Genomic DNA, 15,961 nt, shown 5'->3' with positions numbered 1-15,961 from the left:
TTGTCCTCCTCTGTTTTTTGAACCAACAAGACGGTTTTGTGTATTCAACTATGGTCGTACATTTGCGAAAATGACATTAACAAGTTTGTGAAAGCGTTATCAGAAATAAAAAGGATAACTCGTTCACACAACCATATCAACATAAAAGGGGAGATTGGCATGGTGAAAAAGGCAATATTCCTGATGATGGCTGCTTTGCTCGTGTTTACAGCGGCATGTAGCTCAGGTGGAGGAAATGAAGGAGCATCTGGAGATGACTCAGTTACCCTGCGGATCGCTTGGTGGGGCTCGGATGCAAGGCATGAATATACACAGAAGGTCATCGACCTGTACAAATCGAAAAACCCGAATGTCAAAATCGACGTGGAATATGCTTCATTTGATGACTACTGGAAAAAGCTCGCACCACAAGCAGCGGCAAATCAGTTGCCTGACATCGTTCAGATGGATATTTCCTATATTAGCCAATATGCACAGAATGGTCAGCTTGAGGATCTAGCGCCTTATCTTGGCAACCAGATCAAAGTGGACGATGTGTCCGAGAATGTTATCAGCACAGGTGTAATTAACGGTAAACAATACGGTGTACCTGCCGGTGTTAACGTTCTGGGCTTCCAATATGATCCGGCATTGCTTAAAAAAGCAGGCGTGGATGCAATCCCTGACAATATGACTTGGGAATCGTACGAAGCACTGGGTAAACAAACCGCAGATAAAGGTCTGTATTTGGATGGAGGGATAGCTCCGGATATTTTCTTCCACTACTTCCTGCGTACCAAAGGATTGTCGCTTTACAATGCGGAAGGAACAGGTCTTGGTTATGATGATGATCAATTGTTTGTGGAGTTCTTCGGACTTATGCGCCGCATGATCGAGCAAGGTGCAGCACCTACGCCGGATGTAGCCAACCAAACCAAAGGCATTATTGAGGAATCAGATCTCGTGAAGGAAAAAGGAATTGGCGTGTGGCAATGGTCCAACCAGTTCGTAGCCTTACAACAGGTAGCGAACCGTCAACTCGAAATCGCCCCAATGCCAGGACCAGATATGGAAAAAGGACTATATATGCAGCCAAGTATGTACTGGGGTGTGACGTCCAACTCCAAAGTGAAGGAAGAAGCGGCTAAATTCATTGATTTCTGGGTGAATGACGTGGAAGCCAACAAACTGATCAAAGGTGAGCGCGGTGTGCCAATTTCAGGAGCAATCAAAGAAGCTATCGCACCTGAGCTGAGTGACGCAACGAAACAAGTCTTTGAATTCGTAGCAGCCATGGAGCCTAAGGCTTCACCAATGAGTTCTCCGCCACCGGTTGGTTCACCTGAAGTAATCTCTTCCCTGGCAGATGTGGTTGAAGAATTGAACTTTGGCAAAATTACACCTGAACAAGCAGCAGAGACATTCCGCAAGAACGCCGAATCTGTACTTGCGAACAATAAATAACAGTTGAATGATGGCTTGCTCGTCCCACTTCAGGGATGGTCGGGAATGGGGCTACTCGCAAATGCGAGGGCCTTTCCCCGTCCAGATGACCGAAGCCAGGATGAGGGAGCAAGCTGATCCATGAAGGAGGTTCGTTCCATTGAGGCAGTATTCGTCGTTACGTAGAAACTTAACTGGATATGCGTTCATAAGCCCGTTTATTATTGGTTTCCTGGGCTTCACACTCATCCCCATGTTTGTGTCCTTATATATGTCGTTCACGAGTTATAACTTGTTCACTTCTCCGCGGTGGATTGGGCTTGATAACTACACCAAAATGTTTTTTGATGACCCGAAATATTGGAACTCGGTCAAAGTGACGTTTCTGTATGTATTCATTGGGGTACCGTTAAGGTTGATCTTTGCCCTCTTCGTAGCGATGGTCCTAAACACTGGCTCTCGTATGATTGGAACGTACCGGACGCTGTATTACCTGCCATCCATAATCGGTGGTAGTGTGGCCGTATCCATTATGTGGCGTAACCTCTTCAGTAATGAGGGTGTTATCAACAGTGCTCTAACGGCAATCGGGATCGGGCCTATAAGCTGGTTTGGTGACCCGAATGCGTCCCTGGTTATGCTCATCTCACTGTCTGTGTGGCAGTTTGGTTCGTCCATGCTGATCTTCCTGGCTGGTCTCAAAAATATCCCTACTGAGATGTACGAGGCAGCAGGTGTGGATGGCGCGAACCCTATACGGAAATTTTTCAGCATCACTTTGCCACTGCTTAGCCCGATCGTCCTGTTCAATATGATTATGCAGACGATTGGAGCATTCATGACGTTTGTACCTGCCTATATTATCTCCAAAGGCGAAGGCGGTCCAATGGACGGTACGATGCTGTACTCTCTATATCTGTTCCGTCAGGCATTTATGTTTAACAACATGGGTTATGCTTCGGCCATGGCTTGGATCATGCTGATCATGATCGGTATACTCACGGTAGCTGTGTTCCTGACATCCAAGTACTGGGTGTTCTACGAATCTGAAGGAGGGAAGTAACGATGGTTTGGAGAAATGTGAAATGGCCCATTTATCACCTGTTCGTTGCAGCTCTTGCCCTCCTAATGTTGTATCCCGTACTTTGGATGCTCTTCAGTTCATTCAAGGAAAGCCGTACGATATTCGTCACAGCGGATACCCTGTTTCCTGCGGAGTGGATCTGGAGCAACTATGTAGATGGCTGGAAAGGCACAGCGGGAAGACCGTTCATGGATTACATCACGAACTCACTTGTAATCGTAGTGATATCTACCATCGGTGCTGTGATATCGTCATCGCTGATCGCTTTTGGTTTTGCCAGACTGAATTTCAAGGGACGCACGTTCTGGTTTTCCTTGATGATGTTAACACTGATGTTGCCACATGACGTGGTATTGGTTCCTCAGTACATCATTTTCACGAAGCTCGGCTGGCTGAATACTATCTTGCCAATCGTTGTACCTACATTCTTCGGAATGCCGTTTTTCATCTTCCTGATGGTACAGTTCATTCGAACGATTCCGAAGGAGCTGGATGAGGCTGCAACCATCGATGGGTGTAACAAGTTCAGACTGTATATCCAGATTATTATGCCGCTGATCAAGTCTTCTCTGGCGACTGCAGCCATTTTCTCCTTCTACTGGAGATGGGAGGATCTGCTCGGTCCGGTATTGTACCTGAACTCACCTGATAAATACACCGTGTCGATGGCGCTGAAAATGTTCCTCGATAGCGAATCTGCTTCCAACTGGGGTGCAATGTTCGCCATGTCCATCGTCAGTCTGGTTCCGGTTGTAGCTGTGTTCTTCATCTTCCAGAAACAAATTGTTCAAGGGATGAGCACCAGCGGATTGAAAGGATAAGCCAGATTACTGTATCTTCGTATCTTCGCCCGAATGAACGTTTACGAAAGTTAACCAAGGAGGTTATCGCTTTTGAATAAAGCTCAGGGTAGTCAGGCCGTTGCCATGGAGGCAGCGGCAGAGGGCCAGGCAGTGTCCGTGACCAGCTGGAAGTTTAACTTTGGACCAGACTCGGGAAGAGCAGATGAGACAGGGGATTATCTGAAAGTAACTGCAACAACCGCATATGAGGAACGCGGAGGGTACGGATTCGAGGCAGGATCTCTGGTGTATGAGAAACAACGCATTCGTGATGACGATGTGTCGAATCCCACGAAACAACATCATAACAATCCGGGGCAGACAACCATGTCTGCCCGATTGCGTTCAGGCTTCTGTATTCCGCTCAAAGCATCGTTCATCGTGGATGTTCCCGACGGAACCTACCAAGTATTACTTGTTGCAGGGGATGAATTGGCTGAGACAGTGACACGCGTGAAAGCTGGTGAAGGCAAGCTTGTACTGCCAACCATTCGCACACTTCCCGGACAATACGCAGAGGTTAGATTCTCGGTTGTTGTTCGCGGCGGCAGACTTCGTCTGTCATTCTCCGGTCCTGCACCGAGAATCAATGCATTGGAGATTACTCTTGCGAATCAGACCATGACCGTATTTCTTGCCGGGGATTCAACCGTAACAGATCAGCCGGAAAGTGGATATCCGTATTGCGGTTGGGGCCAGTTATTGCCGGCACAGTTCAAACATGATGTGGCAGTGGATAATCATGCCCAGTCAGGCCGCAGTTCCCGCAGTTTTATTAATGAAGGCAGATTAAGCGCCATTCTGGAGCGAATCAAGCCTGAAGATTTTCTGTTTATTCAATTTGGACATAACGATGAGAAGCCGGACCCTGAACGTGGGACGGACCCATTCACAACATATAAGGAATATTTGAAAAAGTATATCGATGCTGCACGCGAAGCCAAGGCTCGTCCGGTGCTCATCACCCCAGTGCATCGTCGCTATTTTGCGGACGATGGCACATTGACCGATACCCACGGCGATTATATCATCGCCGTGCGTGAGCTGGCGGAAGAGGAAGATGTTCCGCTGATCGATCTGGCTGAGCGCAGTCGTCTTCTGTTCGAGCAGGCGGGCGTTGAAGGCACTAAGGACGACTTTATGTGGGTACTGCCAGGCGAGTATGTGAACTTCCCATCAGGCGTGGAAGATAACACGCATTTTCAGGAAAGAGGTGCCCGCCGCCTTGCCCAGCAGGTGGCAGAAGCCATCCGCGAGTTGCAATTGCAACCGCTGCAGATGTATCTGCGGTAGGTTCATGCCCTTAATAATTAAGCGAGTTAATTAAATAACGAGCCGGCAAAGTTGCCCAGCGAAAGAGCGAAGGCAATAATCTTTAAAAAACAGGCGAGCGTAGCAGCGAAGAAGGGCGGAATCGGGTAGAGGGAGCGAAGCGCCCGCCTTTGGAGCGGGATTTCCCCTGCTGAGGGGGAATTGAATAGAAATCCCGAGCCAACAGCGGCCCACAGCCCGATCCGCCCGCCGAAGCGGCTGCCCCACGAGCCCACGGGTTTTAAGAGTTTCCCCCGCGAATGAGCCAAAGAAATCCCGAGCCAACAGCGGCCCACAGCCCGATCCGCCCGCCGAAGCGGCTGCCCCGCGAGCCCACAGGTTTTAAGAGTTGCCCCCGCGAATGAGCCCAAGAAATCCCGAGCCAACAGCGGCCCACAGCCCGATCCGCCCTTCGAAGCGACTGCCCCGCGAGCCCACGCATTTTTAACCTATATTGCACTCGCAAAAAAGGAGGAGGTATATCAATGACACCTGACCAGACAGAATCAGGCACATCTGCCCGTAAGAATGTTTCAGCAGCTACAGGTCACACCTACTGGGTCATTCCGGATGGTTACATTCCCCCGGAGAGCCGGGGCACATTGGAGAGTCATGAGAGCATCTGTGTACTGAACACCAGTGCCACGGATGCGGAGCTGCACATCACGATTTACTTTGAAGACAGAGAACCATTCGAAGGTATGGTCGCTGAAGTGCCAGCGAGAAGGACGAAGCATATTCGCACTGCATCGCTGCGATCCGGGGAGCAGTCTATTCCGCCGGGCGTGCCTTATGCGATTACGGTTTCGAGCAATATCCCCGTTATCGTCCAGTACAGTCGTTTGGACACGACCCAGCCTGAATTGGCTTTGATGAGTGTCATGGCGTATCCATTAGGATAACTTCCCCAATTGACCGCATAGCTGGAGATGTTAAGAAGCCCCGTAACCTTGCATTCAATGCAGGTACGGGGCTTCTATTTCTTCATTTATTCACTGTATTTATATGTGCTCGCATTCAGGATATCCACGTGAACCTCCACTTTTCCAAGCTTAAAACGTTGGAGTGGGTCCGCCCGGTTGTAGACTTCCTGTTTCCATAAGGGAAGGTTGTGGCGATATAAGTGTTCCACAAGACCGTATGAATCGATCTTGCGTTCCTTGGTTTTTTCGAACGTATCTCGGATTTGGGATTCGATCTGTTTCTCGGCTTCTTGTTCCATGGCATCTGGAGACCGAGGAGCCCCATGATCTTCGGTGATGGCGCTTTTGACCGAGATAACCAGATCAAATGTGACGCCATCACCTTGCTTCCTCGCCTTGATTTTCGTCTTGGGATGATGAAGCATCAAGGTTAAGTCAGGAGTCTTTCCACCATTCCCATATACGTAAAGTGGGTACTGATGTACGCGCTCATAATTTACGTATCGTGTACCATCTGCATCTGCTCCTGCAACTCTACCTTGACTTGTGCCTTTGGAAATGACATAAAATCCATCCATTCTAACAAGGGGTGGCGTTTTATCGCCGTTAAACCAGGTCTCGTTCCTCGTTGACACCGAGGGTAAAAGAACGACGGAAGCAGGTTCCCGTAATCCATCGAGAAGCTGATGGAGCCGGATAGGTTCGTAACCGGAATGCTGTTTGTATAGCCTCATGGGCTCAAATAATTCAATGGTCTGGGCGGATTGGTTCAACAATGCAGAGGGAGAGAGTATATCCGGAATGTTATGCTCTGTAGCATAGATCCAAGGTGTATATCTTAATTGGCCTGAATGAAGAAGGGTATTAAATACATCCTCCAGTCGACCGTCCAGCACTTTTTTGGATAAAACAATAGCTTTAACATGAGTCCAGAGCGTTTGCTGCTGTGACGTTTCATACAAGTCGTTAATAGCCATACTCAGTGTTGTACCCTCGCCCCGTCCAGTCCAGATATCCCTAGTCTCCCGGGAAGTTGGCGTTTCCTGTTTTGCAATACTGGAGAAGTCAATCAGTTGGGCATACGCAATATACTGGTTGTCTACATAGTCAATTCCTATCGCCGTAATGAAGTTTATACTTTGCACCTCTTTGGAATCCCAGCACCCGGTTAGCAGGATCAAGCAGCATATAAGAAGGCCGCTTATGGATACCCATCGTTTCACGGACGTTTCCTCCGACGGGTAGAATCCTGTGTATGAAGTGCTTCTGGGCGCTTGGTTCTTTTCATGGAAGGTGGCATGGATACGGCCTGAGTGAAGTCTCCGGGAATGTAGGGAGATACAGGTGACAGATAGGATACGCCATAACACTCCAACGATACGAGGTGTACCAACAAGGCTAATAGTCCGATCATAAAACCGAATAATCCAAGAATGGAAGAGATGAGTAACATCCCGATCCGGATATGGGCAGTAGCCCCACTTAACACAGTGTTCACGAGAATATAGCTAGAGATGACCGAGATCGCTACCGTGACAATAATGGTAGGGGACGTAATCCCGGCTCTAATGGCAGCATCCCCAATAATAAGCCCGCCAACAACGCTGACCGTTTGCCCCAACGCACGTGGCAACCTACGCCCAGCTTCGTTAAATAGCTCGAACATAAAAATCATCAGGAACGCTTCCAGTGTCACCGGCATGGGCAGGCCCATTCGAGTGCCAGCAATCGTTGCCAGAAGAGGCAGGGGAATCTGTTCCACATTGAAACTGGTCAGGCCGATATAGAAGGCTGGGAAGAAACAGGCAATCAGCAGTCCGGATATACGCAAAATTCGTTCGAAAGTAACGATGAAAAAGGGTGTACTTTCGTCCTCCGGAGACTTCAATTGATTGAAAAGTGTAGTTGGTGCGATGACCGCTACAGGAGAACCTTCAATGAGAACGGCAAAACGTCCGTTTAACAGGGAATCAACGACAAAATCAGGACGCTCGGTATTATCTGTAAGTGGAAAGATACTCCGAATCCCTCCCATGACAGCTCGTTCCATGATTGAGGTACCCAGAATGCCATCAATCTCAATCTGATCCAGATTGTGCCGAGCTTCTTTCAGAATGTCTGGATTGATAATATCTTTTACATATAGAAGTCCAATGGCTGTCTGGGTACGACCGCCTTTGACATATTTCTCATAACACATCGAAGATGTTTTCATTCGTTTGCGTATAAGGGCCACGTTGGTAGTGAGTTCTTCGGTGAATCCATCGCGCGGGCCTTTAACTGATGTTTCAATAGCTGATTCTTCTGGACTGCGTCCCGGGATATCAGCAATATCCACACTGCAGGACTGCACACCATTGCCGAAAATGATCACTAGTTGTCCACTAAATATCAACATATTGAGCTTGTTAGTATCTGTGAGGTCATCCAACGGGTTCAAGGTTAATCCCAGTTCTTTAGGGTGTGATTCCTCAATGATCAGGGAGTGCTGTTCCAGACGGGGAATAATAAATTGGTTAATTTGTTTACCGTCGACGAGACCGTCGCAATAAAGCAGAATTACGGGCTGATCAGATTCATCTTTGACAGGAAAGGTCTGAATAACGACATCTGCACATGGATTGAACTGCTCTTTCAAAGAGGCAAGCAGTGTCTCATGGGACGTGGTGTCAATCGCTTGATGCTCCATGATGTTTCCTCCTCTGATGGCGTGAATGGATAAAGGCAACCGTCGTTGCGATAATCGCAAGTCCGCTCAGATACACGAGATTGAACGGAAATATGTATTCGACCAGAAGCTTTTCGAAGGTCATATCATCCAGAGGATACAACATGGTTAGAATAAAGAAGACACCTAACGAGATACAACTGATAAGCCTTCTGGTAGAGCTCTTAATATTCCATATTTCTACTACAATATACATGGCGAGACTAATACGGGTGAACGAGCCTGCGAGCCACTGGTAGATGGAAAAGAAGTCGGTCTGGGCGATGTATTTGCCCAAGGAGGCGATTCGCCATTCTTCAAAGGCGGGATATCGCATTTTGGCAGCCTCAAAAGGATCAAATTCCACAATCGCCCCGATGAGTGGGCCGACTGTCAGTCCCACAAGAATGAGTGCGAGCATCAGATACTGCCATACACGTATACGTTTGGTGAGGTGAGGCTGGATATACCAGATGAACAGCAGTTCAAACATGCCTGCAAGACTGTAAATCATGCCATTCAGCACTGGATGCCAGCCATGTTCTAACATAGGCAGTAGACGACTGTAATCCTTATATTGAGTGTTCACAATTGCAACATAGAAGCCCAACAGTACCACCAGTGGAAGGATCAATCCTGCCGTAAATGCCAGTGAGCGGATGCCTTTATATGCCCCATAGGCACATAGAGTCATCAGAGCAATACTAGTTACCAATATTGGCGTTTCTGTCAGGTAATTTGTTTTGGCCCAAGTCGTGGTTTCGTGCAGGGTGAAATAGATTGCGCTCAGAAAAAAGAGACTGTTACCAACTCGAAATAACATGCCAATGGGCTTGCCGAGACGGGATGTTAACCATTCATGCAGAGTTTGATGCTGGAGGAAACGAGAGACATATGCGAGCATTAGCGCAAATATCAAAAATGGTCCGGCTGATAGCAGGACGGAAATCCAAGAATCCCTTTTGGCCGCAGCCAAAAGGGCAGGAATAATCAGAACATGGCTGATCAAGCCAACGGACAACATGATCAACATCATAGCTTGTAAAAAAGAAGGCTGTGTTCGTTTCATGCTGAGGGGTCTCCTTTTCCCAATAGACTGTCCTCAGCAGTGTTAACGTGATTGGAGCGCTTCATACCGTCAGTCGAAATAACGAATACCCATGGTTTCTCTTACCTCTAACATCGTTTCCCGGGCCGCTTTCCGGTCAAAATGCGGGGTTTGGGGAGGATGGGAGCGTATAACTCGTTGAACCAGCGAACCAAATTCCGCGCTGTCTCAATATGGGGAATCTGATTTGATTCCGGTGACCAGCCTATGTTTGCGACCGCTCATATTGGTGCCAAGCACACCGGCGATAATCAACAATGCACCAATATAGTGATGGCTACCCACTGGTTCATGCAATATCCATGCACCTCCTACGATGGAGATGAGCGTGGACAGATTGCTGAATACACTCATTTGCGATGCCTCCAGATGAGTAAGGGCATAGCTCGCAAGCAGGGTAGAAATCATGGTGGAGAGAATTGCCAGATAAGCGAGTGCACCCAGATAGGATGTATCTCCAAGCGGTTTGATATAGTCCATCATGGAGCCGTTGGACGCATGTCGGATCAGGGAAGCGGCGTTAAATACAATACAGCCAACCATCAGTGTGACCCAGGTTAATTCCTTTGGTTTATACTTCTGGGTTAATGGTCTTGCAAGCACACCATATCCTGCAAAACAGACCGTGGAGAGTAGCAATAATGCAATACCCTTCAGGTTACTCATAGATACGCCGCTTCCTTGCATCATGAAAATAAAGACCACTCCAGCAACAGATAGAAGCAGGAATAGCTTCTGCATCGTGGATGTACGTTCCTTCAGGAAAACTGAAGCGAGAACGAGTGTGAATACAGGGGCCATAGCCTGAATAATTCCGGCTTCCGATGAGTTGGAAGAGACAAGTCCAAAGGCTTGAAAGGCAAAAAATAAGACGGGAGATAAAAGCCCCAGTGGAATGATTCGCCACAGATCACGAAGGCTAAGTCGAATTTTGATCCAGCCAAAAATGACAGGAATGCTGACAACGATCAGCGACAGCGCGAATCGGTGGGCAAGCACATCAATTGGATGTGCAACAGAGACTGTCATTTTAACAAATAAAAAAGATAGACCGATAATAGCTGCGTACAATACAGCTGCGATATAGGCGTATCCCCGAGTGTGTGTTGTGTTCATGAATGCTCCTCCAATACAGTAGTCATAGCGCTTTATCCTTCATTATCCTGAATTATGTCAGGTTCGAGGCATGTGCTGGCCTTATTCAATATACTGCCAGGTGCATCGTGCTACAATAGATAAAAGGTTAAACTGTATCGGTACAGTTGTTGGAGAGGGATGGGTGCATTGAGAAAATACGAAGTGATTGCCGAAGCGTTAAAGCAATGGATTCAGGAACAGATGCAGCAGCAGGATCGTCGCCAGTGGGCAGATAAGGGCATTCGACTGCCAGCTGTTCGAGTTGTAGCAGAACAATATCAATGCAGTGTAAGCACGGCTATTCGTGCATATGAGTGGCTGGAACAGCGGCATTTGGTGTATGCCATACCTCAATCCGGTTATTATGCCGTACAGAACGGGACAGGTGCTCAGGACATGGACTGGCAAGGAGCGTTGGACTTTGCTTCAGCTGCACCCGATCCAAGGGTGTTCCCTTATGCAGACTTTCGTCATTGTGTGGATCAGGCGATGGAGAAGAAGCAAGCAGAGTTATTTATGTATGGCACGGATCAGGGATTACCTTCGCTTATCATGCTGTTGCAGAAGCAGTTTGCGGATTATCAGGTGTTCGCGAGAACAGAGCAGTTCTTTATCACGTCAGGTGTGCAACAGGCACTGGCTGTACTTGCATTGATGCCTTTTCCCAATGGAAAGAGAAAAGTACTGCTTGAACTACCGACCTATCACAATATGCCCTCGCTACTGAGTGGATTGAATGTGCCGATTGCTGGTGTGAGACGTGCCCTGGATGGGCTGGACTGGGCATCGCTTGAACGTCAGTTCGCTGAGGGAGATATCAAGTTTTTCTATGTCATGCCGCGCTTTCACAATCCGATTGGCACATCTTTAACTGTTGCTGACAAGAAGAGACTGATCCGGCTTGCACAGCGGTACGATGTCTATCTGGTGGAGGACGATTATCTGGCTGATCTGGAGGACAATACGAAACAGGACCCGCTATGGTCTTATGATACGGAAGGCCGGGTCATCTATTTGAAGAGTTATTCCAAAATTTTGTTTCCAGGTCTGCGCATTGGTGTAGCTGTTCTGCCCTCACCACTAATTCAATCTTTTGGGGCTTACAAAAAAATGCTCGATATCGACACTTCCGTTCTGTCTCAAGCTGCTCTGGAAATCTATGTCCACAGCGGAATGTTTGCTCATCACAGGAAAGTGATTCGTAACCGCTACGCTGCCCGGATGCACACGGTGCATGAGCAATTGGATGCATATCCAGACTTTGCTCCATTTATGGATGCTCCTCGAACAGGAGGGGAGCATACCGTATTACCTTTGGCGGGTGATATGCCGCTTCGTGTTCTGCTGTCCCGGCTTCAAAAGCTCGGAGTCATCGTTGATACGACTGAACGGTATTATCCGGAGGGAACATATCAGGTGCATCAGGATCAGATGCTGCGCTTGAACATCTCCAATGTGCCGAAGCAGCGAATCGAAGAAGGGATACAGAAGATCCGGGAGGAAATTTTGAAACTTCAGATCAGGCAGAAATAAGGTGAAGAATCGGAGTGTTGTCCGTAAATAACAAAAGGCGTCCACACAAGTTAATCACTTGTTGGACGCCTTTTCCATGAGTTGTTATCCATCTACAATACAAGCTTGTACGCTACATGGTAGATGGAAATAATCTAATTTATTCTTGAGCCATCGCTTTGAAGGAAGCTTCTGCGGCTTCCAATGTAGCCTGAACATCCTCGTCTGTATGAGCCGTGGTCAGGAACCACGCCTCATATTTGGATGGAGCCAGATTAATGCCACGGTCCAACATGTGACGGAAGAAGGAAGCAAACAGCTCTCCATCCGTGTCTTGGGCATGATCATAATTCGTAACCGGATGGTCACAGAAATGGGTGGAGAATGCACCGCGAATCCGGTTGATCGTCAGAGCAATGCCATGACGGTCAGCAGAAGCTTGCAGACCTGCCGTCAGGTCGATAGCAAGGCGTTCCATCTCTTCGTATACACCCGCGCCTTGCAGGACCTCCAGACATGCGATACCAGCCGAGATGGATGCAGGGTTACCAGCCATCGTTCCCGCCTGATAAGCCGGCCCAAGCGGAGCAACCTGCTCCATAACGTGTTTGCGTCCACCGTAAGCACCGATTGGCAGGCCGCCACCAATAATTTTACCAAGAGCCGTCAGATCCGGTTCAATCTCCGCATGATTATCGAGTCCGGCATACGTCTGAGTAGAACCATAATGGAAACGGAAAGCCGTAATGACTTCGTCATAGATAACCAGGGAGCCGTTGGCCCGTGTCATGGCACAGAGACCTTCCAGGAAGCCAGGTTCCGGCATAACCATACCGAAGTTACCAACGATCGGTTCAACCATGACTGCGGCGACATCATCACCCCAGCGTTCCAAAGCATCCTTCAGGGCTTCCAGATCATTGTAGGGCACAGTAATGACTTCTTGTGCAATACTGGCTGGAACTCCCGCACTGTCAGGAATTCCGAGCGTGGACGGGCCTGAACCGGCAGCTACAAGCACCAGATCGGAGTGACCATGGTAACATCCAGCGAATTTTACGATCTTGTTGCGTTTGGTGTAGGCACGAGCGACCCGAATTGTAGTCATGACCGCCTCCGTACCGGAGTTTACAAAACGAACTTTATCCATGGAAGGGATAGCTTCCTTCAACATTTTGGCGAGCTTGATCTCAAGCTCAGTCGGGGTACCGTATAGCACTCCATTTGCCGCTGCTTCCGTAATGGCCTGTGTAATATGCGGATGAGCATGTCCTGTAACAATCGGACCGTAAGCGGCCAGATAGTCAATATAACGGTTGTCATCAACATCCCAGAAGTGGGCCCCTTGAGCTTTTTTCATAAATACAGGTGCACCCCCACCAACGGCTTTGAACGAGCGTGAAGGGCTGTTAACACCTCCTACAATATGTTCAAGTGCTTCTGCATATAGAAGTTCGGAACGAGAACGTGATGTATTCATAAGATAACTTCCTTTCGTTAATTCAAAATATGATAAAGAAACAAGCCACAGAAAGATATGATGATTTTCTCATAATAGTATAGCCGGGCACAACGAGAGGGCAGCGTAATGGCTGCCCTCTGCATGTTTAGATTACTGAGCCGGTTGCTCTGACTTTTGATCGTCACCACTGGCTGTTTTATCTTCGGTGCTGGTTGTACTATCATCCGTTGTAGCAGGTGGGTGAATAATATCCTGAATATGCTGCTTTAATTTTTCTTCATTGGTAACCGTCAATACTTGTGCACCGCCTGCTGTACGTTCTTCTTTCAGCAGGTTCATTGGCGGAATCTGCTCACTGCCGTTCATGCTGCTCTGGTATCCGAGTCCACCCAGCTTCCACATATCGGAAAGCGTGAGATTTGTATCTACGTAAGGATTAACCTGTTCCAGAATGGCAGGCAGTTTGGCAATGGTAGTTGTTGACTGCATTTTCGCTGTTACAGCTTTCAGCAACTCACGCTGACGTTCGGACCGAGCGAAATCCGACATGGCATCATGACGGAAACGAACGTACATGAGCGCTGTCTCGCCATCTAGGTGCTGATATCCTTTTTTGAGATCAATATCGTATTCGTTATTGTCTGCTTTACTTGTATAGTGCATGTCTTTCTCCACATCAAAATCAACACCACCAACGGCATCCACCAATTTGATGAATCCCTGGAAATCCGTATACACATAATACTGTACAGGGATGCCGAGCAGGTCGCCGGCAGCTTGCATCGCTGCATTAGGACCATGGGTGATAGCGGTGTTGATCCGCTCCTTGCCATATCCGTCAATATTGACGTAAGTGTCGCGCAGAATGGAGAACAGATTGATTTTTTTGGTCAGTGGGTCGAGCGATACAACCATCATGCTGTCGGAGCGAGGAACTTCACCTTTTTTCAATCCACGTGCATCGACACCCATAACGAGAATATTTACCGTTTCTGTGCCTTCCCATTTGGGTGGGTCAGGCGTATTTACTTTCTCCACATTTTCGATGCCTGCGAATGGTGAATCGTCGCCGTCCTTTGCCAAACCGTCCAACTGATTGAGAATAGAACCGAAATAATATGCCGCTGCTCCTCCAATAATTAACACGAAGGCGGCAAGAGAAATCCATATGGTTCTCTTCGTCTTTCTGGTCATGCTAGCTCTCCTTTGTATTTGAGATGAAATAAAAAAACGAGTTCGAGTATTCAAGTAAGAACTAGTCGAAGCTTTCCGTACACATCTTTTCCCAACATAAGGGCAGGACGCGGCTCCAGACTATTTTAAAGCTTGCTGAATTTTGACTGATACCATTATAATTTCTTTTTGGGCTACAAGCAATTTCAACAAAATCCAAGTGAGGTATAATCATGCTGGCGATTGATGTCAAAGATTTGCGCAAGTCGTTTAGCGTCCAGAAAAGCCGAGGTGGGCTGAAGGGCGCGTTCCAGGACCTGTTTGCACGTCAATACCAAGAGGTATTGGCTGTAAATGATATTTCGTTTCAGATTCCACAGGGTGAAATATGCGGATATATTGGGGAGAACGGTGCCGGTAAATCAACAACGATCAAGATGTTGACCGGCATTTTGGTGCCTACTTCAGGGCAAATATCGGTTGGTGGATATGTTCCGTATCAGGAACGGGAGAAGTTTGTACAGAATATCGGTGTTGTTTTTGGTCAGCGCAGTCAATTGTGGTGGGATATTGGCGTTATCGAATCCTTCCATTTATTGCGCAAAGTATATCGTGTCGGAGAGGTCGATTTCCGCAAACGGCTGGATGAACTAGTTGAGCGATTGCAGCTCCAGGACCTGTTAAGCCGTCCGGTACGGAAGCTCAGTCTCGGTCAGCGTATGCGCTGCGAGTTAGTGGCAGCCTTGTTGCATAATCCGAGTATTGTTTTCCTGGACGAGCCAACCATTGGTTTGGATATTGTGGTGAAGTCGGAAATTCGGGATTTCTTGAAAGACATGAACAAGGAGCATGGAACGACCATTCTGCTCACAACCCACGATTTGCAGGACATTGAGGCACTGTGTTCCCGGGTCATCATGCTTGATGCAGGCAACATCATTTATGATGGAGGTCTGGATCATCTCAAGTCCCAGTGGGGTAAGGAGCGGGAGATCCGTTTCAAATTTGGTTCAGCTCACAACATCAGTCAGATGCAGGAATGGACTGCTGCGTTGCCTGTACGTTGGACGGTTGAGAATGAATTGTCCGCATCCGTATGGATTCCACTTGAACTGAATGTTTCGGATGTACTCGGACGTGTCGTTGGACAAGCTGATATTACCGATATTCAGATTATCGAGATCAACACGGATGAGATTGTGCGCAGTATTTACCAATCCGGTTCCGCCGAGCGTCCCGAGATTGTGGGAGCAGGGAAAGAAGCGGTGGGTGTATCCTGA

At 47.9% G+C, this 15,961-nt stretch carries 13 protein-coding genes; 7 read left to right on the top strand and 6 right to left on the bottom strand.

The genetic code is table 11. The annotated features are described in order from the left end of the window. The first annotated feature begins 159 nt into the window (after positions 1-159). The 5 genes from MHB71_RS21655 (at position 160) to MHB71_RS21635 (ending at position 5,561) form a co-directional block, all read left to right on the top strand. Entirely contained in the window at positions 160-1,443 is a 1,284-nt protein-coding gene (locus MHB71_RS21655; protein WP_339189914.1) for a sugar ABC transporter substrate-binding protein, read from the top strand. Positions 1,444-1,582: 139 nt separating this feature from the next. Then, positions 1,583-2,485, top strand: a complete 903-nt coding sequence (locus MHB71_RS21650) for a sugar ABC transporter permease (protein ID WP_047841423.1) — start codon at positions 1,583-1,585, stop codon at positions 2,483-2,485. A 2-nt stretch (positions 2,486-2,487) separates the two neighbouring features. Beyond that, the gene (locus tag MHB71_RS21645) at positions 2,488-3,327 is read left to right on the top strand and encodes a carbohydrate ABC transporter permease (protein ID WP_017690747.1); all 840 of its coding nucleotides are present in this window, start codon (positions 2,488-2,490) and stop codon (positions 3,325-3,327) included. 72 nt (positions 3,328-3,399) lie between these two features. Continuing rightward, the gene (locus tag MHB71_RS21640) at positions 3,400-4,641 is read left to right on the top strand and encodes a rhamnogalacturonan acetylesterase (RefSeq protein WP_340027653.1); all 1,242 of its coding nucleotides are present in this window, start codon (positions 3,400-3,402) and stop codon (positions 4,639-4,641) included. A 503-nt stretch (positions 4,642-5,144) separates the two neighbouring features. Further along, positions 5,145-5,561 carry a sensory rhodopsin transducer gene (locus MHB71_RS21635; RefSeq protein WP_340027651.1) on the top strand — a complete coding sequence of 139 codons (417 nt, stop codon included), beginning with the start codon at positions 5,145-5,147 and terminating at the stop codon, positions 5,559-5,561. Between the two features lie 86 nt (positions 5,562-5,647). Here MHB71_RS21635 and MHB71_RS21630 read toward each other — a convergent pair whose 3' ends face one another. The 4 genes from MHB71_RS21630 to MHB71_RS21615 all read right to left on the bottom strand — a co-directional run bounded on the left by MHB71_RS21630 (position 5,648) and on the right by MHB71_RS21615 (position 10,513). Beyond that, the gene (locus tag MHB71_RS21630; RefSeq protein WP_340027649.1) at positions 5,648-6,805 is read right to left on the bottom strand and encodes a Ger(x)C family spore germination protein; all 1,158 of its coding nucleotides are present in this window, start codon (positions 6,803-6,805) and stop codon (positions 5,648-5,650) included. Beyond that, positions 6,802-8,271: a spore germination protein gene (locus MHB71_RS21625; RefSeq protein ID WP_340027647.1), complete on the bottom strand. Its 1,470-nt coding sequence runs from the start codon at positions 8,269-8,271 to the stop codon at positions 6,802-6,804. Before MHB71_RS21625 ends, MHB71_RS21630 begins: the two co-directional genes overlap by 4 nt. Next, on the bottom strand, positions 8,252-9,358 hold the full coding sequence (locus MHB71_RS21620; protein WP_340027645.1) for an endospore germination permease: 1,107 nt from the start codon (positions 9,356-9,358) through the stop codon (positions 8,252-8,254). The genes MHB71_RS21625 and MHB71_RS21620 overlap by 20 nt, the downstream gene beginning before the upstream one ends. 207 nt (positions 9,359-9,565) lie before the next feature. Next, complete coding sequence (locus tag MHB71_RS21615; protein WP_340027643.1) at positions 9,566-10,513, bottom strand: DMT family transporter; 948 nt, start codon at positions 10,511-10,513, stop codon at positions 9,566-9,568. Positions 10,514-10,672: 159 nt separating this feature from the next. Here MHB71_RS21615 and MHB71_RS21610 point away from each other — a divergent pair, with 159 nt between their 5' ends. Further along, entirely contained in the window at positions 10,673-12,067 is a 1,395-nt protein-coding gene (locus MHB71_RS21610; RefSeq protein ID WP_340027642.1) for a PLP-dependent aminotransferase family protein, read from the top strand. 139 nt (positions 12,068-12,206) lie between these two features. On the opposite strand, the gene MHB71_RS21605 is transcribed toward MHB71_RS21610, so the two are convergent. Together MHB71_RS21605 and MHB71_RS21600 are read right to left on the bottom strand one after the other, a co-directional pair. Further along, entirely contained in the window at positions 12,207-13,526 is a 1,320-nt protein-coding gene (locus MHB71_RS21605) for a glutamate-1-semialdehyde 2,1-aminomutase (RefSeq protein WP_036668212.1), read from the bottom strand. Between the two features lie 132 nt (positions 13,527-13,658). Beyond that, positions 13,659-14,702, bottom strand: a complete 1,044-nt coding sequence (locus MHB71_RS21600; RefSeq protein WP_047841428.1) for an LCP family protein — start codon at positions 14,700-14,702, stop codon at positions 13,659-13,661. Between the two features lie 212 nt (positions 14,703-14,914). Here MHB71_RS21600 and MHB71_RS21595 point away from each other — a divergent pair, with 212 nt between their 5' ends. Further along, the gene (locus MHB71_RS21595) at positions 14,915-15,961 is read left to right on the top strand and encodes an ABC transporter ATP-binding protein (RefSeq protein WP_036614079.1); all 1,047 of its coding nucleotides are present in this window, start codon (positions 14,915-14,917) and stop codon (positions 15,959-15,961) included.

Source organism: Paenibacillus sp. FSL H7-0940 (genome assembly GCF_037979415.1).
GTDB classification, from domain to species: Bacteria; Bacillota; Bacilli; order Paenibacillales; family Paenibacillaceae; genus Paenibacillus; species Paenibacillus amylolyticus.
The sequence above is the reverse complement of the archived record's forward strand: the minus strand, read 5'-3'. Positions and strand labels throughout refer to the sequence as shown.